At 74.2% G+C, this 20,248-nt stretch carries 17 protein-coding genes; 10 read left to right on the top strand and 7 right to left on the bottom strand.

Annotation, left to right across the window (positions count from 1 at the left end; translation table 11 throughout):
* Position 1 precedes the first annotated feature (1 nt).
* The 4 genes from ACFVNO_RS12875 (at position 2) to ACFVNO_RS12890 (ending at position 5,923) form a co-directional block, all read left to right on the top strand.
* The gene (locus ACFVNO_RS12875; RefSeq protein WP_355262844.1) at positions 2–1,624 is read left to right on the top strand and encodes an NADH-quinone oxidoreductase subunit M; all 1,623 of its coding nucleotides are present in this window, start codon (positions 2–4) and stop codon (positions 1,622–1,624) included.
* Positions 1,621–3,267: an NADH-quinone oxidoreductase subunit NuoN gene (nuoN, locus tag ACFVNO_RS12880; RefSeq protein WP_220563455.1), complete on the top strand. Its 1,647-nt coding sequence runs from the start codon at positions 1,621–1,623 to the stop codon at positions 3,265–3,267. The genes ACFVNO_RS12875 and nuoN overlap by 4 nt, the downstream gene beginning before the upstream one ends.
* Before the next feature lie 310 nt (positions 3,268–3,577).
* Positions 3,578–4,582 carry a polyprenyl synthetase family protein gene (locus ACFVNO_RS12885; protein ID WP_378892141.1) on the top strand — a complete coding sequence of 335 codons (1,005 nt, stop codon included), beginning with the start codon at positions 3,578–3,580 and terminating at the stop codon, positions 4,580–4,582.
* A 156-nt stretch (positions 4,583–4,738) separates the two neighbouring features.
* Positions 4,739–5,923: an FAD-dependent monooxygenase gene (locus tag ACFVNO_RS12890; protein ID WP_378892143.1), complete on the top strand. Its 1,185-nt coding sequence runs from the start codon at positions 4,739–4,741 to the stop codon at positions 5,921–5,923.
* 124 nt (positions 5,924–6,047) lie between these two features.
* On the opposite strand, the gene ACFVNO_RS12895 is transcribed toward ACFVNO_RS12890, so the two are convergent.
* The 3 genes from ACFVNO_RS12895 to rarD form a co-directional block, all read right to left on the bottom strand.
* Positions 6,048–7,484: a hypothetical protein gene (locus ACFVNO_RS12895; protein WP_378892146.1), complete on the bottom strand. Its 1,437-nt coding sequence runs from the start codon at positions 7,482–7,484 to the stop codon at positions 6,048–6,050.
* A gap of 203 nt (positions 7,485–7,687) precedes the next feature.
* Entirely contained in the window at positions 7,688–8,551 is an 864-nt protein-coding gene (locus ACFVNO_RS12900; RefSeq protein ID WP_355262835.1) for a hypothetical protein, read from the bottom strand.
* Positions 8,552–8,670: 119 nt separating this feature from the next.
* A complete protein-coding gene (gene rarD, locus ACFVNO_RS12905) occupies positions 8,671–9,600 on the bottom strand; it encodes an EamA family transporter RarD (protein ID WP_355262832.1) in 930 nt (309 codons plus the stop codon).
* A 77-nt stretch (positions 9,601–9,677) separates the two neighbouring features.
* Between rarD and ACFVNO_RS12910 the strand changes: the two genes are divergently transcribed.
* A complete protein-coding gene (locus ACFVNO_RS12910; RefSeq protein WP_378892150.1) occupies positions 9,678–10,553 on the top strand; it encodes a phosphorothioated DNA-binding restriction endonuclease in 876 nt (291 codons plus the stop codon).
* A 145-nt stretch (positions 10,554–10,698) separates the two neighbouring features.
* On the top strand, positions 10,699–12,345 hold the full coding sequence (locus tag ACFVNO_RS12915; RefSeq protein ID WP_378892153.1) for an FAD-dependent oxidoreductase: 1,647 nt from the start codon (positions 10,699–10,701) through the stop codon (positions 12,343–12,345).
* 53 nt (positions 12,346–12,398) lie between these two features.
* Here ACFVNO_RS12915 and ACFVNO_RS12920 read toward each other — a convergent pair whose 3' ends face one another.
* Positions 12,399–12,728 (bottom strand): hypothetical protein, encoded by a 330-nt coding sequence (locus ACFVNO_RS12920; protein WP_220563447.1) that lies wholly within the window; start codon positions 12,726–12,728, stop codon positions 12,399–12,401.
* A gap of 363 nt (positions 12,729–13,091) precedes the next feature.
* Here ACFVNO_RS12920 and ACFVNO_RS12925 point away from each other — a divergent pair, with 363 nt between their 5' ends.
* Positions 13,092–13,733: a DUF4333 domain-containing protein gene (locus ACFVNO_RS12925; protein WP_220563446.1), complete on the top strand. Its 642-nt coding sequence runs from the start codon at positions 13,092–13,094 to the stop codon at positions 13,731–13,733.
* 97 nt (positions 13,734–13,830) lie between these two features.
* Positions 13,831–14,223, top strand: a complete 393-nt coding sequence (locus tag ACFVNO_RS12930; protein ID WP_220565357.1) for a VOC family protein — start codon at positions 13,831–13,833, stop codon at positions 14,221–14,223.
* A 128-nt stretch (positions 14,224–14,351) separates the two neighbouring features.
* Here ACFVNO_RS12930 and ACFVNO_RS12935 read toward each other — a convergent pair whose 3' ends face one another.
* From ACFVNO_RS12935 to ACFVNO_RS12945, 3 genes are read right to left on the bottom strand one after another with little or no spacing between them, the layout of a single operon-like run.
* Positions 14,352–15,917: a tripartite tricarboxylate transporter permease gene (locus tag ACFVNO_RS12935; protein ID WP_378892158.1), complete on the bottom strand. Its 1,566-nt coding sequence runs from the start codon at positions 15,915–15,917 to the stop codon at positions 14,352–14,354.
* Positions 15,917–16,573 carry a tripartite tricarboxylate transporter TctB family protein gene (locus tag ACFVNO_RS12940; protein ID WP_378892161.1) on the bottom strand — a complete coding sequence of 219 codons (657 nt, stop codon included), beginning with the start codon at positions 16,571–16,573 and terminating at the stop codon, positions 15,917–15,919. The genes ACFVNO_RS12935 and ACFVNO_RS12940 overlap by 1 nt, the downstream gene beginning before the upstream one ends.
* Positions 16,570–17,562, bottom strand: a complete 993-nt coding sequence (locus ACFVNO_RS12945; RefSeq protein WP_378892164.1) for a Bug family tripartite tricarboxylate transporter substrate binding protein — start codon at positions 17,560–17,562, stop codon at positions 16,570–16,572. The genes ACFVNO_RS12940 and ACFVNO_RS12945 overlap by 4 nt, the downstream gene beginning before the upstream one ends.
* A gap of 251 nt (positions 17,563–17,813) precedes the next feature.
* On the opposite strand from ACFVNO_RS12945, the gene ACFVNO_RS12950 reads away from it, so the two are divergent.
* Both ACFVNO_RS12950 and ACFVNO_RS12955 read left to right on the top strand, forming a co-directional pair.
* A complete protein-coding gene (locus ACFVNO_RS12950) occupies positions 17,814–19,547 on the top strand; it encodes an ATP-binding protein (RefSeq protein WP_378892167.1) in 1,734 nt (577 codons plus the stop codon).
* Positions 19,544–20,227 carry a response regulator gene (locus ACFVNO_RS12955; protein WP_220563441.1) on the top strand — a complete coding sequence of 228 codons (684 nt, stop codon included), beginning with the start codon at positions 19,544–19,546 and terminating at the stop codon, positions 20,225–20,227. The genes ACFVNO_RS12950 and ACFVNO_RS12955 overlap by 4 nt, the downstream gene beginning before the upstream one ends.
* The last annotated feature ends 21 nt before the right edge of the window (positions 20,228–20,248 follow it).

Here is a 20,248-nt window from a genome sequence, read left to right on the forward strand (position 1 = left end):
AATGATCCCCTGGCTCACCATCGCGATCGCGTTGCCCGCGATCGGCGCCGTGCTCGTCTGGGCGCTCCCGCGCACCGGTGCGGGCGGCCGGGCGCCGGCCGCGTCGGCCGCCGCCGTCGCGTCCGAAGGGGGCGGCGGCACCGCCACGGCGGTCCGCGCCCCCGCGGCCACCGCCTCCGGGGCGGCCTCCGCCGAGAACGCCAAGCGCATCACGCTCGGCTTCTCCCTGGCCACCCTGGCCGTCCTGGTCGCCATGTCCCTGCGCTTCGACACGTCGAACGCCGGCTCCCTCCAGTTCGTGGAGGAGTACCCGTGGATCCCCCGCTTCGGGGTCCACTTCGCCGTCGGGGTGGACGGCATCGCCCTCACCCTGATCCTCATGTCGGCGGTCCTGGTCCCGCTGGTGGTCCTGGCCGCCTGGAGGGAGCACGACGACCGGGAGGACGGCGGGCGCGGCTACTTCGCGCTCATCCTGGCCTTGGAGGCCATGATGATCGGGGTCTTCGCGGCCACCGACGTCTTCCTCTTCTACGTGTTCTTCGAGGCCATGCTCATCCCGGTCTACTTCATGATCGGGCGGTACGGGCGCGGCGACGAGCGGGCCCGGGCGGCCGTCAAGTTCCTGCTGTACAGCCTCGCCGGCGGCCTGGTCATGCTGGTCGCCGTCATCGGGGTCTTCGTCCACGGCGGCACCTTCCTCTGGGCCGACCTGGTCGGGGAGGACGGGGCGCTGGCCGCCCTGGACCCGTCCACCGCGCGCTGGCTGTTCCTCGGCTTCTTCATCGCCTTCGCGATCAAGGCGCCGATGTGGCCCGTGCACACCTGGCTGCCGCAGGCCGCCGGGGCCTCCCGCCCCGGCACCGCCGTGCTGCTGGTGGGCGTGCTCGACAAGGTCGGCACCTACGGCATGCTGCGGTACTGCATGGAGCTGTTCCCCGCGGCCGTGTCCTGGTTCGTGTGGCCCGTGGTGGTGCTGAGCCTGGTGAGCATCGTCTACGGGGCGATCCTGGCCATCGGCCAGACCGACATGATGCGCCTGGTCGCCTACACGTCGATCTCCCACTTCGGGTTCATCACCCTGGGCATCTTCGCGATGACCGCGCAGGCCCAGACCGGGGCCGCGCTGTACATGGTCAACCACGGGTTCGCGACCGGGGCCCTGTTCCTGGTCGTGGGGCTGCTCGTGGCCCGCCGCGGCTCCTCGCGCATCGAGGACTTCGGCGGGGTGCAGAACGCGGCGCCCAAACTCGCCGGGGTCTTCCTGGTCACCGGCCTGGCCGGGCTCGCCCTGCCCGGGCTGGCGCCGTTCGTGAGCGAGTTCCTGGTGTTCGTCGGCGTGTACGCGTTCAGCCCCGTGCCCGCCCTGATCGCCGTGATCGGCGTCGTGCTCGCCGCGCTCTACATCCTGTGGATGTACCAGCGCACCATGACCGGGCCCACCGCCGACAGCGTGTCCGGGTTCAAGGACCTGTCCGCGCGCGAGGCGTGGGCCGTCGGTCCGCTGCTCGCGCTCATCATCGCGTTCGGGCTGTACCCGCAGCCGCTGCTCGACGCGATCGAACCGGCCGCGGAACGCACCGTGGTGGCCACGGTCGACTCCGCCGAGGAAGGAGGCGCGGAGTGATCCCCCAGGACCTCCCCGTCGTCACCCAGGAGGCACCGGTCCTCGACTGGTGGCTGCTGGCACCGCTGCTCACCCTGTTCGGCGCCGCGATGGTGGCCGTGCTGTTCGAGGCGTTCGTGCCCGCCGCGCGCCGCCGCCCGCTCCAGATCGGCCTGGCCGCGCTGGCCCTGCTCGCGACGTTCGTGCTCGTCGTGCTCCAGGTCGGCTCCCTGCCCGACGGGCAGGCCGGGGTGACCGTCGGCGTCGGCTCGCTGGCCGTCGACCGGACCGTGCTGTTCTTCCAGGGCACCATCACGGTGCTGGCGCTGGTGAGCCTGCTGCTCATCGCCGAGCGCCGCGACGGCCGGGACGCGTTCGCCGCCCAGGCGGCCGCGGTCCCCGGCAGCGAGGAGGAGCGGGCGCACATCCTGGCCGGGTCGCAGCACACCGAGATCTACCCGTTGGTGCTGTTCGCGGTACTGGGGATGCTGATGTTCCCCGCCTCGAACGACTTCCTCACCATGTTCATCGCCCTGGAGGTGATGAGCCTCCCGCTGTACCTGATGTGCGGGCTCGCCCGCAGGCGCCGCCTGTTCTCCCAGGAGGCCGCGGTCAAGTACTTCCTGCTCGGGGCGTTCTCCTCGGCGTTCTTCCTGTTCGGCGCCGCCATGGTGTACGGCTACGCCGGCTCGGTGAACTTCGGCGAGGTGCGCGCGGCCGTCGAGGCCGGCGGGGCGGCGATCTTCGCCGACGGCAACGGCGAGCCGCTGCTGCTCATGGGGATCGGGCTGGTCGCCGTCGGCCTGCTGTTCAAGGTCGGCGCGGTGCCGTTCCACAACTGGAAGCCGGACGTGTACCAGGGCGCGCCCACCCCGGTCACGGCGCTGATGGCCTCCTGCACCCTGGTCGCCGCGTTCGGCGCCCTGCTGCGGGTGTTCTTCGTGCCCTTCGGCGGCCGGATCGGGGCCTGGGAGCCGATGCTGTGGATCATCGCGGTGCTCACCATGGTGGTCGCCGCGGTCATCGCCGTGTCCCAGCGGGACGTGAAGCGGCTGCTGGCCTACTCCTCGGTGGTGCACGCCGGGTTCATCCTCACCGCCGTGGTCGCCGGGAGCACCGACGGCCTGGCCGGGGCGATGTTCTACCTGGCCGCCTACGGGTTCACCACCCTGGGCGCGTTCGCCGTGGTCACCCTGGTCCGCACCGCCGACGGCGGGCAGGAGCTGGGCGACCTGGACCGGTGGGCGGGGCTGGGCCGCCGCCACCCGCTGCTGGCGGGGGCGCTGTCCCTGTTCCTGCTGGCCTTCGCGGGCATCCCGCTGACCAGCGGGTTCATCGGCAAGTTCGCGGTGTTCGAGGCCGCCGTCGCCGCCGGGGCCACCCCGCTGGTGATCGTCGGCGTGCTCAGCAGCGCCGTCACCGCGTTCTTCTACGTCCGGATCATCGTTGTGATGTTCTTCCGGGATCCGGAGGCCGACGGGCCCACCGTCGTGCGGGCCGGGGCCGCCACCGGCGGGGTCATCGCCATCGGCGTGGCCGCCACCCTGGCGCTCGGCCTGTACCCCGGGCCGGTGCTCGACAACCTGCTGCCCTCCCCGGAGAGCGGTCAGGACCCGGTCTCGGTGATGGTGGACCAGGCGTCCACCGAGGGCGGGCGGCCGTAGGGGCCGTTCTCGAACGCACCCCTGTACCACCGGGGGTCCGCGAGGGCGCACGGGGTTCTGGAAGGGCCGAAGGCCCCAGTTCCCCGGGCGCCCTCGCGCGAACCGGGGCGGAGCGGGGGTTCGAGGGGGCACGGCCCCGGCCCGGGCCGGATGAGCTGCGGTTCCGTTCCGGTCCGGGTCGTACCCGGGTGTGGCTTTGGATGATCATTCCGGGTCGGATACCGTGGCAAGTCGGATCATGTTCATGTGCTGAGCACGCGGCGACCCCGAAAGGCCGCCGCCGTGCCCGTTCAACAGGTGGAGCTTTACGGTGAGCGGTGCTGTCCCGAGCGGGTTTCTCGCTCTGCCGAGAGTCGACTCGGCCCTCGCCCGGGAGGTCCAGGACGGTCTCGAGAGGGTCGAGGACGTCCTGAGGGAGTCGGTGCGCGCGAGCGACCCGATGCTGACCGAGGCCGCCTCCCACCTGCTGGAGGCCGGGGGCAAGCGGTTCCGGGCGATGCTGGTGCTGCTGGCCGCGCACTTCGGCGACCCGGACATGCCCGACCTCATCCCGGCGGCGGCCGTGGTCGAGCTGACCCACGTGGCGACGCTGTACCACGACGACGTCATGGACGAGGCGGAACTGCGCCGCGGCAAGCCCAGCGCCAACCAGCGCTGGGGCAACACCATCGCCATCCTCACCGGCGACTACGTGTTCGCCAAGGCGTCGGAGATCCTCGCCGACCTGGGCCCGGAGGCCGTCCGCCTCCAGGCCGAGACGTTCGGCCGGCTGGTCCAGGGACAGATCCTGGAGACCTCCGGCCCGCCCGAGGGCGTCGACCCGCTCGACCACTACCTGCGGGTCATCGGGGACAAGACGGCCTCCCTCATCGCCTCCTCCGCCGAGTTCGGCGGCATGTTCGGCAAGGTCGACCCGGTGACCACCGGCACGCTCACCCGCGCCTGCGACGCGCTGGGAATGGCCTTCCAGCTCGCCGACGACCTCATCGACGTGGCCGCCGAGACCCGCGAGTCCGGCAAGGTCCCCGGCACGGACCTGCGCGAGGGCGTGCTGACCCTGCCGATGTTCTACGCGCTGCGCTCCACCGACCCGGCCGACGACCGGCTCAAGTCGCTGCTGGGCCGCCCGCTGGACGACACCGAGGCCGAGGAGGCCCTGGGCCTGCTGCGCGCCCACCCGGCGATGGCCGAGGCGGAGAAGACCCTGCGCGGCTGGTCCGACAAGGCCCGCGCCGAGCTGGCCACCCTGCCGCAGGGCCCGGCGCGCGACGCCTTCGAGGCCCTGTGCGACTACGTGGTGGAACGCTCCGGCTGACCGCCCCGCCCGCGCACCGACGGCGCCGCGTCCCACCGGGACCGGCGCCGTCGGCGTTCCCGGGGGGCGCGTCCGATTCCGGCCGGGAGAACCCCTTGCCTTGGATTTGAACGTACGTACAATCAAAAGTACCGGTCCACTTCTCGGGAGGACGACATGCCGGGAGAACGCATCCTCATCTCGGGCGGCGGCATCGCCGGCCCGGCCCTCGCCCACTGGCTGCACCGCTACGGGTTCCGGCCCACCGTCGTGGAGCGGGCACCGGCCGTGCGCACCGGCGGCCACCGCATCCAGATCGAGGGCGTCGGCGTCGACGCGCTGCGCCGCACCGGGCTCCTGGAGGAGGCCCGCGAGCTCTCCGGCGCGCCGCCCGGGGAGATCCGCTTCGGCCACGGGGGGCGCCGTCAGGTGGTGATCGACGGGGCCTCGCTGGTCTCCGGCGAACAGGGCCTGGTGATCCGCCGCGGCGACCTCTGCGAGATCCTGTACCGCGCCACCCGCGACGAGGCCGAGTACCTGTTCGACGACTCGGTCACCGGGATCCGCGAGTCCGACGACGGTGTCACCGTGAGCTTCCGGAACCGGCGGCCGCGGGACTTCGACCTCGTGGTCGGGGCCGACGGGATCCACTCCGACACCCGCTCCCTCGTCTTCGGGCCCAAGGAGCGCTTCCGGAAGTACCTGGGGACCAACATCGCCCTCTTCGAGCTCCCCAACGACCTCGGGCTCACCGACCACGTGCGCGGCCTGGTCCGCCCCGGGCGCGGGATGCTCCTCGCGCCCTTCCCCGAGGCCGGCACCCTGGAGTGCACGGTCCTCACCCGCGACCGGGAACCGGTGGCCGACGCGGAGGAGCACAAGCGGCGGCTCCGCGAGCGCTTCGCGGGGGACGGCGAGGAGGTGCGGCGCGTGCTGGCGGCCATGGAGCGCTCCGACGCCGTCCACGTGTCCCCCTCCGTCCAGATCCACATGGACTCCTGGACCCGCGGCCGGGTGGCCCTGGTGGGGGACGCCGGCTACTGCCCCGACCCGATGACCGGCCAGGGGAGCACCCTGGCCCTGGTCGGCGCCTGCGTCCTGGCCGGCGGGCTCGCCCGGGCGGGAGGGGACCACCGGACCGCCTTCCCCGCCTACGAACGGGCGATACGCGGCTTCGTCGACGCCAACCTCGCGATGGGCGGTACGAACACCGCCATGACCGCTCCGGACACCGGCGAGGTGGGCCTGCGGGTCCGGTCCTGGCTGTTCGGGGCGTTCACCCGGCTGATCTCGTTGACGGGGGCGCCGCCGGGTCTGAAGCGCGCCTACGACTTCCCGCTGGCCGACCACGTCCCGGCCTGAGCGGAACACGCCGATGGCGCCGCCGGTGCGGCGCCATCGGGCTGCAGGAAGGAGCGGCGGGACGCCCCCGGGCGCGTCGGGGGCGTCCCGGTCCCCGGGCGGGTACGCGCCCGGGGGGAACCGCCTAGCTCACCACGGGCAGGGCCTCGGAGCCGGGCAGCGGGTTCAGGAAGGTCGGGTGCGACACCGTGCCCTCGGGCGCGGGCGGGGCCTCGGCGGTGCCGCCCTCGATGGAGACCAGGTCGCTGGTGTCCAGGTCCTCCAGCAGGGCGGGCCCGCGGCTCAGGCCGGCCACCAGGTCCTCGGCGGTGGACATGTCGGGGCCCTCGGCCAGGGTGGGCAGCGACGAGGTGTCGGCGACCTGCGGCAGGGCCTCGTCCACGGCGGGCAGCCCGGTGCCCACCCGCGGCACCTCGCTGTCGGCGATCGGCCCGTCGAGGGCGACCATCTCGGCCGAGCCCAGGTCGGAGGCGCCGGTCATCAGCGCGTCGGTCAGGTCCGACAGCCCCGGCGTCCGCTGCCCGTCGGGCAGCTGCGCGACGGCGGGCGTCTCCACGACGGCCGGCCCCTGCGCCAGGGGGGAGGTCTGCTGCTCACGCCGGGGAACGGCGGTGATGCTCTCGTCCAGGTTGCGGTTGCCGACCGCACCCAGGACCTCCTCCTCGCCCAGGCTCACGTAGTTGTCGTCGGTGACCGGGTTGGACTCCACCACGTCCTGGAGGGCCTTGGGCGTCTCCACGCCGAACGCGTAGGCGAAGTCCCACATGTTCGGGACCACGGGCTCCTGGGCGCTCTGCGGCACGGTCCCGCCGGCGGTCGGCAGGGCGGGGGCCACGTCCAGGACCTCGCCGACCCCCAGGGTGTTCTCCCGGGTCAGCGCGGTGGGGTCGGACAGGTCCACGGCCTCGGTGACGGCCGCGGCCTCGGACAGCCGGGAGGCGTCGAGGCCCTGGACCAGGTCGCCGGGGCGGGGCAGGTCGGAGACCGAGGGCACGCCCAACTCCTCGCGGAGGCCGTACGCCGCGACCACCGTGTGCGGGAGCACCTCCGAGGCGGCCCCCTCCACGGCCCCGCCCGCGCCCTGGGCGGTGGTCCCGAATTCGTCGCCCGCTTCGGTGGCCCGCTTCTGGACGGCCTCGCCCAGGTCGTGCCCGACGGTGTCGTGCGGGTTCCCGTCCAGGCCGGTCGCGTCCTGGGTGGCGGCGAGGGCGTCGGCCAGCGCCGCGCTCGGGTTGGCGACGCCGCCGACCGGGGTGGCGATCTCCGGCTCGCCGGCGGGCACCATCGCGGCCAGGTCGGGCGCGGGCTTGTCGGCGTTGCGGGAGGTCTCCTGGAGTTCGGAGAGCGTGCTCCCGGCGACCGGGCCGATCCCGCCGGGGAAGGCGCTGTTCATGGTCGGGGCGACGCCCTCCACGAGCGCCCGCTCGACGGTGGGGGCGATCTCGGCGACGGGGGAGGCGAGCGCCTCGGCCCCCGAGACACCGGCGCCGAGGGCGACGAAGCCGGCGGTTCCGGCGGCGAGCAGAACAGCCCTGGCTGAAATGCGCTTGGCCTGCGACATGGGTTTCCTTCCGGAAGGCTCTGTGGTTGCGGTGTGCTGCGGGGCGGCCGCGACGTCGGGTCGGGGCCGGCCGGGAGCCGGTGGACCACCGGCTGACGTGAATCACGTGAGCGGGACCGCGGCGGGGCGGTACGGGGCACGGGACTCAGGTCAGCTCCCAGAGCGGGAAGGGCTGGGAACGGGTCCGTCGGAGCGGCCCGTTCCTAGTCGGGGGAGACCGTGGGGTCGTCGGCGGCGCCCGCGGGCACCGGGTGCACGGCGTCGACGGCGGTCGAGAGCACGTCGGCGGCGGGAGCGGTGACGGGCACGACGGCGAGGTACCCGGCGACCGCGGGGGCGCCGGCCCCGGTGGGCGCGGCGGAACCGGTGGAGAGCTGGGGGGCCGCGGAGACGTCGTGCTCGGCGGCGGCCGCGGGGCGCTGCCCGTCCACCGTCGCGGCGTCGGCGACCGCCCCGGCGGCCCGGAGCACCGGGAGCGGCGCGGGGGCGGCGTCCCGGAGGACGGCCTCCCCGGCACCGGCCTCCCCGCCGGGCTCCCCGTCCCCGGCGCCGGGGCGGGCGGTCCCGGCGGGCTCGGCCGCGGCCGCGGGGGCCGCAGCGGCCGGCTCCGCCGGCGCGGGGGCCACGCGGGTGGCGGCGATGTGGGCCACGAGGTTCTCCGCTTGGACCTGGTCGGCGGCCGAGAGCTCGCGGACCACGCGCCGGGCGCCCTCGTGGACCTCCTCGCCGACCTCGGTGACGGCGGGGGCGGACTCCGTCCGCTCCTCCAGGCTCCGGTGGACGGTGCCCAGGGTGTCGGTGACCGGTGCGGCGACCTCGGCGACCCCGGCCTCCAGCGAGGGGTCCAGCCCCTGCGCGAGCCCGGTGTCCAGCGAGGCGGCCCGGTCCAGGGAGGCGGCCCGGTCCAGGCCGAGCGGCCCGGCGGTGTCGGCCTGCGCGGACGGCGCGCCGATCAGCCACAGGGCGGCCAGGGCCGCCCCGACGAACAGCGGCAGCAGCAGCAGGGAGGGCGGACGCACCACCGCGGCCGCGCGCGGGGCGCGGGGCGTGCGGCTGGTGCGGGACATGAGGGTGCCCTCCGTGACGTGCGGACCGTCGGGAACCGGGAGACATCCGGTTCGCGACTCGACGTTAGCACAAGGTCACGGATCGTAGTTTCGGAACGCCGGAACCGGGAACCCCGAGGTCAGTCGCAGGGCTCGACGGCCGGGCTCTCCGCCCGCCGCCGCTGCGCCGACCGCGCCCGCGCGCCGCGCACCTGGTCGAACGCGAACACGCACAGCGCCAGCCACACCAGCGCGAACCCGGCCCACCGGGCGGGCGGCATCTCCTCGCCCTGCACCAGCCAGCCGATGAAGAACATGATGGTGGGCGCGATGTACTGGAGCATCCCGATCACGCTCAGCGGCAGGCGCCGGGCCGCCACCCCGAACATCAGCAGCGGCAGCGCCGTCACGAAACCGCCGCCGACCAGCAGCGCCGTGTGTGCGGGGGACACCGAGACCGCCGTCCCCGCCCCGGAGAACTCCAGGTACAGCACGTAGCCCAGGGCGGGCAGGAACATCACCAGGGTCTCCACGGTGAGGCTCTGCATCCCGTCCAGGTCCACGTACTTCTTCACCGCGCCGTAGGCCGCGAACGACGAGGCCATCAGCAGCGCCAGCCACGGCGTGACGCCGTAGCCGACCGTCATCACCACGACCGCGAGCAGGCCCAGGCCCACCGCGGTCCACTGCGCCGCGCGCAGCCGCTCGGAGAACAGCACCACGCCCAGGCACACCGCCATCAGCGGGTTGATGAAGTACGCCAGCGAAGCCTGGAGGGTCTGCTCGGTCGACACCGAGTAGATGAACCCCCACCAGTTGAGGGAGATGAGGACCGCGGCGGCGGCCACCGGCAGCAGCCGGCGCGGGCTGCGGACCACCCCGGGCAGCCACTTCCAGCCGCGCCGGGCCAGCATCAGGAACACGCACATCGCCAGCAGCGACCACACCATGCGGTGGGCGAGGATCTCTGCGGGCTGGGCGGCGGAGAGGAAGGGCCAGTAGAGGGCTGCGAAGCCCCAGAGGAGGAAGGCGCCCGCCCCGAGGGCGACGCCGCGGTTGGATTCCGGCACGTCTGCAATCGTAGGACGATTAGTCCGACATGTCGCCTGTGATCCCGCCCTCCGTCCCGCCGCTAGAGTCGTGCGCCATGGACTGGGAAGAGCGGATCGGCCGGATCAGGCAGTGGCGGCGCGACGGCGTGCGGGCGCCGCACAAACCCCTCCTGCTGCTGTACGCGCTGGGCCACCACCAGCGCCACGGCGACGCCCCCATCCTCTACAGCGCCGCGGAGGAGCGCCTCCGGCTGCTGCTGGACGAGTTCGCCCCACCGGCTAAGAACGGCACGACGCCGGCCTTCCCCTTCCGCCGCCTGGCCAACGACGACGGGCTGTGGCTGCTCGCCACGGACGACGGCGACGACCCCGGGGACAATCCGGGCCGGCTGCGGCGCTCCGGCGCCCGGGGGAGCCTCGCCCCCGACTTCTCCCGCGCGCTGGAGGAGGACCCGGGGCTGCGCACCCGCGTCGCCCGCCTGCTGCTCGACGCGAACTTCCCGTCCTCCCTGCACGAGGAGGTGCTGGCCCTGACCGGGCTCTCCCTCGCCCCCGGGCGGTGGGCCGCGTCCGGCGACCGCGACCCCGCCTTCCGGGAGGCGGTGCTGGACGCCTACGGCCACCGGTGCGCGTTCTGCGGCTACGACGGGTGGATGGACGGCGTCCCGGTCGGCCTGGAGGCCGCCCACGTGCGCTGGTGGTCCCAGGCCGGGCCCGACACGGTGGACAACGGGCTGGCGCTGTGCTCCCAGCACCACCTGCTCCTGGACCGGGGCGTCCTCGGCCTCACCGCGGAGCTGACCCTGGACGTCTCCCCGCGCTTCGAGGCCCGCTCCGACCAGGCCCGGCGGATCGTCACCGACCTCGCCGGACGCGACCTGCTCCTGCCCGCGGCCTCCCCGCCGGTCGCCCCCGACCACGTGCGCTGGCACCGCGAGCAGGTCTTCAAGCACCCCGTCCGCGCCGCCTGAGGGCCGCCCCGCCGGCGCCCCTTCCCGGAGCGCCTCCGGCGCCCCGCCGCCGGGTCCCTGGAATCCGCGTGCCCGAACAGGTAGGAAAGGGAACTACGGGGGCGGAAGGGGCATCGGGATGGGTCGGTCTGCGCACGACGGGATCATGGAGAGGCTCCGGCCGCGGCTGGACTTCGCCCGGTTCGACCGGCTGCGCTCCTACGGGACCGGGCACGAGGTGAAGGCCGGCGACGTCCTCACCCGCGCCGGCGACTTCGAGCGCGACCTCATCGTCCTCGACGAGGCCTACGTCGAGGTGGTCCGCGAGGCCTCCTTCGGCCGCCCCGAGGAGGTCTTCATGACCATGGGGCCCGGCGACTTCCTCGGCGAGGTCAACCTGCTCGGCGACCAGATGGCCTTCGTGACGGTACGGGTCGTGGCGCCGGGCCGGGTCCACCGCCTGTCCAGGGAGCGGTTCCGCACGATGATGGCCGAGGAGGCGGAGCTCTCCGACACCGTCCTGGAGGCCCTGCTGGTCCGCCGGGAGTACCTGCGCGAAGCGGTCCGCCCCGTCGATCTGATCGGCCGGCCCGACTCGTCGGCCACCCTGGCCCTGCGCACCTACGCCGCCCGGGTCCGGCTCCCCTACGAGTGGCACGACGCCGACGCGCCGGACGGCCGCAGGCTCCTCGACGCCGTCGGCCTGGCCGAGGGCGACCTGCCGGCCGTCGTGTTCGCCGGGCGGGTGACCCGCGACGTCACCCCGGGGATCCTGGCCGGACTCATCGGCAAGGCCTACCGGCCGAGCTGCAAGGACCTCGACCTCGTGGTCGTGGGGGCCGGGCCCGCCGGGCTGGCGGCCGCGCTCTACGGGGCCTCCGAGGGGCTGAACACCGTGGTCCTGGACGCCCTGGGCACCGGCGGGCAGGCCGCGTCCAGCTCCCGGATCGAGAACTACCCCGGCTTCCCGCACGGTATCGCGGGGGAGGAGCTGACCCGGCTGTCGGCGATCCAGGCGCTGAAGTTCGGTGCCGCGATGTACATGCCGTGCCGGGTGGACCGGCTGGACACCACCGGGCCCGACCCGGTGCTGTACCTGGCCGACGGCAGCCGTATCGACACCCGGGCGGTCGTGGTGGCCTCCGGCGCCCGTTACCGCACCCTGCCGCTGGACCGCTGGGCGGACTTCGAGGAGGCGGGCTGCATCTTCTACGCCGCCACCGAACTGGAGGTGCGCTCGTGCTCCCGGCACCCGGTCACCGTGGTGGGCGGCGCGAACTCGGCGGGGCAGGCCGCCCTGTACCTGGCGGGCCGGGGCAGCCGCGTCGACCTCGTCGTCCGCGGCGCGGACCTGTCGGCCAAGATGTCGGAGTACCTGGTGGCGCGCCTGCACGACCACCCCGAGATCACCGTGCACACGAACACCGAGGTCACCGGGCTGAGGGGCGACGACAGGCTCGCGGAGGTCGTGCTCACGGACCGGCGCACCGGGCTCGGGGCGCCCCGCCCGACCAGCGGCCTGTTCTGCTTCATCGGAGCCGACCCCGCGACCGAATGGCTGGACGGCGTCACCCGGGACCGCAGCGGGTTCGTGTGCACCGACACCGCCCTGGTCGAGTTGGGCCTGGGGCCCGTGTGGGAGGGGCTGGGGCGCGGACCGCTGCCGTTCGAGACCAGCGCCCCGTCGGTGTTCGCGGTCGGCGACACCCGCACCGGGTCGATCAAGCGCGTCGCGGCGGCGATGGGCGAGGGGGCCAGCGCGATCGCCTCGGTCCACACGGCCCTCGCGGAGCGGCGGCGCCGGGACCGGTGAGGCGGAGGCCCGGTCCCCCTCCGGGCCGTCCGCCTCACCGGTCCCGCACGCGGTCAGAGCACGACGCGGACGACGTTGTGGACGGGGCCCGAGATCGGCCCGGCGATCGGGCAGCCCACCATGGCGGTGCCGCTGCCCTCCACCACCGGCGAGGACACGAACTGGATGCCGAACATCATGGCGCAGCGTCCGGTGAGCTTCCAGCGGATGTCCTCGGACTCGGCCACACAGGTGTGGACCTCCTGGAAGTTGATCAGCTGCCGCGTGACGGTGCAGTCGAGGCCGTCGACCGGCTCGGCGGCGGCGGTGCCGGGGAAGACCGCGACGGTCAGGACTGCGGCGACGGCGGCGATGGCCGTGGCCAGGGGACGGGGGGTGCGCATGCTTCCTCCTGTGGTCGGCACCGGGCCGTTCCCGGTGCACCGGCAGGCTAAGCAGCCCGGCCGCCCCCGGCCCTATCCGCGCACTATCGGTCCTTGCCCGCCCCCGACAAGAGCGGGACCGCGCCGCATCCGGACGACCTTGTTCCGGTCGTCGAGGACGCACAGCACGTCGGTCGGTGCGGACGCCGGGGCCGGGGCCGGGGTGACGGCCCGGTCGACATCGGGTGAAGGGAGGGTGACGGAGGCAACGGGGAGGAGACCCTTCGGCCACGGGAGAGTGGAGAAGCGCGCGTTCGCGGAACCCGTGCGCCCGCCACGGCGTCTGTCCGGGGGTACGTCCCCCGAACTGTAGAGGAGCCCGCAATGCAGCAGATCAGAGGCGGCAGGGTCATCGCCGGAGCCGTCCTGGGAGCGCTTCCCCTCCTTCTGGCCACCGGCTGCTCGTTCAGCATCGGCGGCCCCGCCGCCGTCGACGCGGAGCAGGTCGCCGAGCGGTCGAGCGAGATGCTGGCCGAGGAGGTCGGCCAGACCCCCGACGACTTCACCTGCGCCGACGACCTCCCCGCGGAGGTCGGCGCCGAGATCCGCTGCGAGCTCACCAGCGGCGGCGACACCCTCGGTGTGACCGTCACGGTGACCTCGGTCGAGGGCGGCGACGTCAACTGGGACGTCGTGGTCGACGAGGCCGCGACCGAGGAGGGCGCCGCCGGCGACACCGAGGCCGGGACCGAGCCCGCGGCCGGGGACGGCAACAGCGCCACCGCGGTCGACGGCACCGTGCCCGCCGACCAGGTCGCCCAGAAGTCGTCCGAGGCGCTGGCGGCGGCGGTCGGGCAGACCCCCGACGGCTTCAGCTGCCTGGAGGGCCTCCCCGCGCAGGTCGGCGCCGAGATCCGCTGCAACCTGGTGGACGGCGGCACGAACTACGGCGTGACCGTCACGGCGACCGCCGTCGAGGGCGACAACGTCAGCTGGGACGTCGTGGTCGACGACCAGCCCCTGTGACCACGGCCCTCCGGGCCACCGCGGGGCGGGGCGGTCCCCGACCGCCCCGCCCCAGGGCCGTCCCGGGGAGACCGTGGTCTAGCGTGGTCCCGTGCACATGGACCTGGTCACCCTCGTAGTGGACGACTACGACTCCGCCATCGCCTTCTTCACAGAAGCCCTCGGCTTCGAACTGACCGAGGACTCCCCCTCCCTCACCAACGACGGCCGGGAGAAGCGCTGGGTGGTGGTCCGCCCGCCCGGAGCGGTCACCGGCCTCCTCCTCGCCCGTGCCGACGGCGAGCGCCAGAGCGCCGCCGTGGGCGGACAGACCGGGGGCCGGGTCGGCTTCTTCCTGAGGGTGGACGACTTCGCCGCCTCCCACGCCCGCATGGAGCGGCACGGGGTCCGGTTCGTCACCGAGCCCCGAGACGAGCCCTACGGCAGGGTCGCCGTCTTCCTCGACCTCGCGGGCAACCGCTGGGACCTCCTGGGGCCGCCCCCCGCCTGAGCACGGCATGCCCCGGCCCGTGCGTGCGAACGGCCCCCGGCGGACGGGCCGGGGGCCGTTCGGCGGCCGACCCCGGGAGTAGTGGGTCGGCTGGACGCCGGCCCCCGGGAGTAAGGGGCCGGCCGTGGTCAGGACACGCTCTCGCGCTCGCCGCCCTCCGCGGGCACGGCCTTCGCCGCCGCCCGCCTGCGCCGCAGGCCCGCGATCACCGGCACGAGCGCGGCGATCACCACCAGCGCGTACAGCCCGATCGAGATCCCGCTGCCGACCAGGATCGACGGGTCGCCCGAGGACGCCGCCAGCGCCCGCCGGAACTCCGTCTCCGCGATCGGCCCCAGCACCACGCCGATCAGCGCCGGTGCCACCGGGACCCCGAAGGACCGCATCACCAGCCCCAGCAGGGCCACCGCCAGCAGGATCACCAGGTGGGCGACCGACGCGTTGATCGCGTACACCGCCAGCACCGAGAACAGAGTGATCCCCGCGTACAGGTACGGCTTGGGCAGCTTCAGCAGCTTCGCCCACAGCGGCGCGAACGGCAGGTTGATGACGAGCAGCATCACGCTGCCGATCAGCAGCGACGCCAGCAGCGTCCACACCAGGTCCGCGTTGCGCTCGAACAGCACCGGCCCCGGCTGGAGCCCGTACTGCTGGAACGCCGCCAGCATGATCGCGGCCGTCGCCGACGTCGGCAGCCCCAGCCCCAGCAGCGGCACCAGCGTGCCCGCCGCGCTGGAGTTGTTGGCGGCCTCCGGCCCGGCCACGCCCTCGATGGCGCCCCGGCCGAACTCGTTCTCCTGCGGGTCGCCCCTGCGCTCCGCCCGCCGCTGGGCGAGCTTGCGCTCCACGCCCAGGGACACGAACGTCGGGATCTCGGCCCCGCTGCCGGGGATCGGGCCGAAGGTGCTGCCCAGCGCGGTCCCGCGCAGCCACGGGCCCCAGGACCGCTTCCAGTCCCGCCGGCTCAGCCACGGGCGCCCGGTGCGGATCGCGCCCAGGTTCGGCGCGGACCTGCCGCGCGCCACCACGTACAGCACCTCGCCCAGGGCCAGCAGCCCCACGGTCACGATGACGACGTCGATGCCGTCGAGCATCACGGCCGACCCGAAGTCGAACCGCGGCGTGCCGCTCTGGCCGTCGATGCCCACCACGCCGATCGCCAGGCCGATGAGCAGCGAGGTCACCCCGCGCAGCACCGACCCGGACACGACCGCGGCCACCGCCACGAACGAGAACACCGTCAGGGCGAAGTACTCGCCCGGCCCGAAGTTCAGCGCGAACGACACCATCACCGGCGAGAAGAACGCCACGATCAGCGTGCCGACGATGCTCGCGAAGAACGACCCGATCACCGCGGTGCCCAGGGCCTGCGCGGCCCGCCCCGTCAGGGCCATCTTGTGGCCCTCGTACGTGGTGGCGATCGACGACGCCTGCCCCGGGGTGTTGAGCAGGATCGACGTGGTCGCCCCGCCGAACATCCCGCCGTAGTAAACGCCCGCGAACAGGATGAACGCGCTCGTCGGGTCGAGCTGGAACGTCACCGGCAGCAGCAGCGCCACCGCCATCGCCGAGCCCAGGCCCGGCAGCACCCCCACCGCGGTGCCCAGCACCACGCCCAGGAACGCCCACATCAGGTTGCCCGGGGTCAGGGCCGCGACGAGCCCGTCCCCGAGTCCGACCAGTGTTTCCGTCATCAGAGCACCCACCCCAGGATCCCGGGCGGCAGGCTCAGCCCCAGGCCGAGCGAGAAGCCCACCTGGACGGCCGCCGACACCGACAGCGCCACCACGGCGTCACGCAGGTACGCGCGCGCCCCGAACGCGAAGGCCACCGCCCAGAACAGCAGCGCCCCCGCCAACAGCCAGCCCAGGAACTCCAGCAGGACCGTGTTCACCGCCAGGGCCGCCACCACGATCAGGACCGGCCGCGCCTCGAACCACGCCAGGGTGTTGACCGCCCCCTGGGGCCGCCGGCGCAGGTTCCCCACCACCAGGAACGCCGTCGCCGCAAGCAGCAGCGCGCCGATCATCCCCGGGAAGAAACCCGGTCCGGGCCGGGTCGCGTTGGCCGGCGCCTCGATGGTGAACGCGCCCCACAGCATGAGCGCGCCCACGGCCGCGGCCAGGGCCGGCACCACCCAGCGGGCCGGTCCGCCCCAGGGGGCCGTGTCCGGGTCCAGGCCGTCCCCGGCCTGCGCCTCCTCCGCGGCGCCCTCGGCCTCCGCCGCCTTCGCGGCCTCCGCGGCCCCGCCGGCCTCCGGGACCGCGGCCCCGGCCTCCGGGGCCGCCACCGCGTCCGCGGGGTCCGGTACGGACCCCGGCGCCGCCTTCTCCGTTCCGTTCACGGTCACAGCCCCAGCTCCTCGATGGTCTCCTGCGTGGCGACGACCTCCTCCTCCAGGAACGCGGTGAACTCCTCGCGTCCCTGGTAGGTGTCCGTCCACCGGTTGCGCTCCAGGGTGTCGGCCCACGACGGGCTCTCCACCAGCTCCCGCACCTGCTCCTCCAGGGCCTCGACCTCGGCGTCGGTCAGCCCCGGCGGGGCGATGACCCCGCGCCAGTTCGACATCTCGACGTCGTAGCCCTCCTCGAGCATCGTCGGCGCGTCCAGGCCCTCCAGCCGCTCGGGAGAGGACACGGCCAGGACCCGCAGCGGGCCCCCGTCGCCCACCTGGTCGGCGAAGTCGCTCAGACTGCTGAACCCGACCGCGGCGGTCCCCGACAGCAGCGAGGTCAGCACCTCGCCGCCGCCCGAGTACGGCAGGTAGTTGATCTCCGCGGGGGAGAGGTCCATGGAGCGGGCCACCCGCCCGGCGAAGATCTGGTCCACGCCGCCCATCGAGCCGCCCGCCACCGGCAGGGTCCCCGCCTGGGAGGCCCAGTCCTCGGCGAGGTCGTCCAGGCTCTCGTAGGGCGAGTCGGCGGGCACCACCACGACCTGGTACTCCGAGGCCAGCTGGGCGATCGGGGTGATGTCGTCCATCGTGTACGGCGACCCGGTGGTCTCCACCGCGCCCACCATGCCCAGACCGGTCATGGACATCACGGTGTGCTGCCCCTCCCGGTTGACGACCTGCGCCAGGCCGATGGTGCCGCCCGCGCCCTCCGCGTTGCGCACCTCGACGTTGAAGCGGATGTCCTCCTCGCGCAGGCCGTTCTGCATCTCCCTGGCCAGGGTGTCCCATCCGCCGCCCGGCGCGGCGGGTGCGATGAGCAGGAGCTTCTCCTGCTCACCGGTGCCCGACGCCGCGCTCTGGCGCACGTCGAACAGTGCGGTCCCCACCAGCAGGAGGGCGCAGAGCCCGCCCGCGACACGGAGCGGCACGCCGCGTTCGCGCATCGCTGTCTCCTTCCGACCTCGTTCGCCCCCTCGCCGTGCGGGAACGAGGAGAGCCGGGTCACAGTGTGACGCGGCGCACGCCCGTGTAAGAGTGTTGTTAAAACTGGCGTCATATTGGTCGTATTGTTCGTGACGAGCAGCCGAACGGGGCGCCCACCTGGGCCTTCACAGACCCGGAAGGCGTCCCGCCGGCGCCGCGACCACGGCGCCGACACCGCGACCGCACCGATCCCCTCCCGGAAGGCCCCGGCATGACCGCGCGCATCCTGCGACGGCCGCCGCGCACCACCGCCCCGCGCACCCGTCCCCGCCTGTCCCTGACCGGCTCCCTGTTCGTCGGCTACGTGCTCCTGCTCGCCGCGGCCCTGGTCGCCGTCGGCTCCCTGTGGGTGTTCCACCTCGACCGGCACACCGACCGGCAGTACACCGAGCGCGTGCTCAGCGTGGCCCGGGCGGTCGCCGTCATGCCCGCGGTCGTGGAGGGCGTGCAGTCCCGCGACCCGGCCGCCGCCCTGGACCCGACGGCGGACCGGATCGCCTCCGCCACCGACGTGGAGTACCTGGTCATCGCCTCCCCCCAGGGCATCCGCTACACCCACCCGGACAAGGACCGCATAGGGGAGATGGTGTCCACCCCGCCCGGGCCGGCGGCCCGGGGGGAGGAGTGGACGGGGGTGGAGACCGGCACCCAGGGGCGCACCGTCCGGGCCAAGGTCCCCGTGTTCTCCGGCGGCGGATCGGTCAACGGCGGCGACGCCCGCGGCGAAGTGGTCGCGTACGTCTCCCTGGGCATACTCAGCTCCGACGCCGCCACCGAGGCGCGCGCCGCCGTCCCCGCCGTCCTGGGCACGGTCGTCGTGGTCCTGGGCCTGGGAGTGATCGGCGCGTGGTCGCTGTCCCGACAGGTCAGGACCAAGACCCACGGGCTGGAACCGGCCGACATCACCGCGCTGCTGGAGAGCCGGGAGGCGCTCCTGTACGCGGTCCGCGAGGGCGTGCTCGCCGTCGACGCGCAGGGCCGCCTCGTCTTCGCCAACCCCCCGGCCCGCGCGATGCTGGGGCTCCCCGACGGCGCCGAGGGGCGTACCCTGGACGAACTCGGCGCCTCGGAGCGGGTCCGCGACATCGTCTCGGGGGCCGACCGGGGCAGGGACCTGCTCCTGCTCTCCGGCGACCGCATCCTGGTCGCCAACCGCAGGACGGTCCGGATCCGGGGCGAGGAGACCGGCGCGGTCGTGACCTTCCGGGACCGCACCGAGCTGGACCGGCTCACCGGCGAGCTCGACGGCGCCCGCACCGTCACCCGGGGGCTGCGGGCCCAGACCCACGAGTTCGCGAACCGGATGCACACGCTCGCCGGGCTGCTCGACCTGGGCGCCCACGAGGAGGCCCGCGCCTACCTGGCGGACCTGTCGGCGGCGCACACCCGCACCAGCACGGGTATCGCCGAGCACGTCGCGGACTCGGCGGTGGCCGCCCTGGTCATCGCCAAGTCGGCGCAGGCCGCCGAGATCGGGGTGGACCTGCGGATCTCTCCGATGACGGAGGTGCCCGCACTGGACCGGGGGCTGCGGGCCGACGCCCTGCTGGTGCTGGGCAACCTGGTGGACAACGCGCTGGACGCCGTCGCGGGCGGCGGCCGGGGATGGGTGGAGCTGATGGTGCGCCTGCACCGGGCCGGGGCGGACGGGCCGCCGCACGACCTGCTGGAGATCCGGGTGACGGACTCCGGGCACGGGGTGGCCGACGGGATCGCCGAGGAGATCTTCCGCCTCGGGTTCACCACCAAGGCGTCCCGGGACGCGGGCGGGCGCGGGCTGGGCCTGGCCCTGGTCAAGCAGGTGTGCGAGGGCAGAGGGGGGAGCGTGGAGATGGAGGCGCCCGACGGCGAGGAGGGGGCGGTGTTCACCGCCTACCTGCCCGCGGCCGCGCGGGCCTCCGCGGGCGCTCCGGAGGGCACCGGGGCCGCGGGGGAGGACCGGTGATCCGCGTCCTGGTCGTGGACGACGACGTGCGGGTGGCCCGCAACCACCAGGACCTGGTGGAGTCGCTGCCCGGGTTCACCGCGGTGGGGGTGGCGCACACGGCGGCGACCGCCCTTGCCCAGATCCGCGGCCACCGACCGGACCTGGTGCTGCTCGACCTGCACCTGCCCGACGCGTCGGGGATCGAGGTGATGCGGACGCTGCGCGCGGCCGCCGCCGACGAGGCCCGCCGCACCGACTTCCTCATGATCACGGCGGTGCGCGACATCGCCCAGGTCCGCGACGCCCTGCACGGCGGGGCGGTGCACTACCTCCTCAAGCCGTTCCCCCTGAGCGCCCTGCGCGACCAGCTCGAACGCTACGCGGTGGCCCACCGCCAGATGGACTCCGCGGGGGAGGCCACCCAGCAGGACGTGGACCGGCTGTTCGGCCTGCTGCGCCCCCCGGGCGGACGCTCGCTGCCCAAGGGCCTGACCTCGGCCACGGCGGAGCTGGTCGCGGGGGTGCTGCGCGACGCCGACGGCGACCTGTCCGCGTCCGACGTCGCCGAGCGCTCGGGCGTCTCCCGGGTGACCGCGCGCCGCTACCTGGAGTACCTGTGCGCCGACGGCCGCGCCGAGCTGCGCATGCGCTACGGCTCGGCCGGGCGCCCCGAGCACCGCTACCGCTGGGTCGCCTGACCGCGGGCCGGGGGCGGCGGC

Source organism: Nocardiopsis sp. NPDC057823 (assembly GCF_042797335.1).
Lineage (GTDB): Bacteria > Actinomycetota > Actinomycetes > Streptosporangiales > Streptosporangiaceae > Nocardiopsis > Nocardiopsis changdeensis.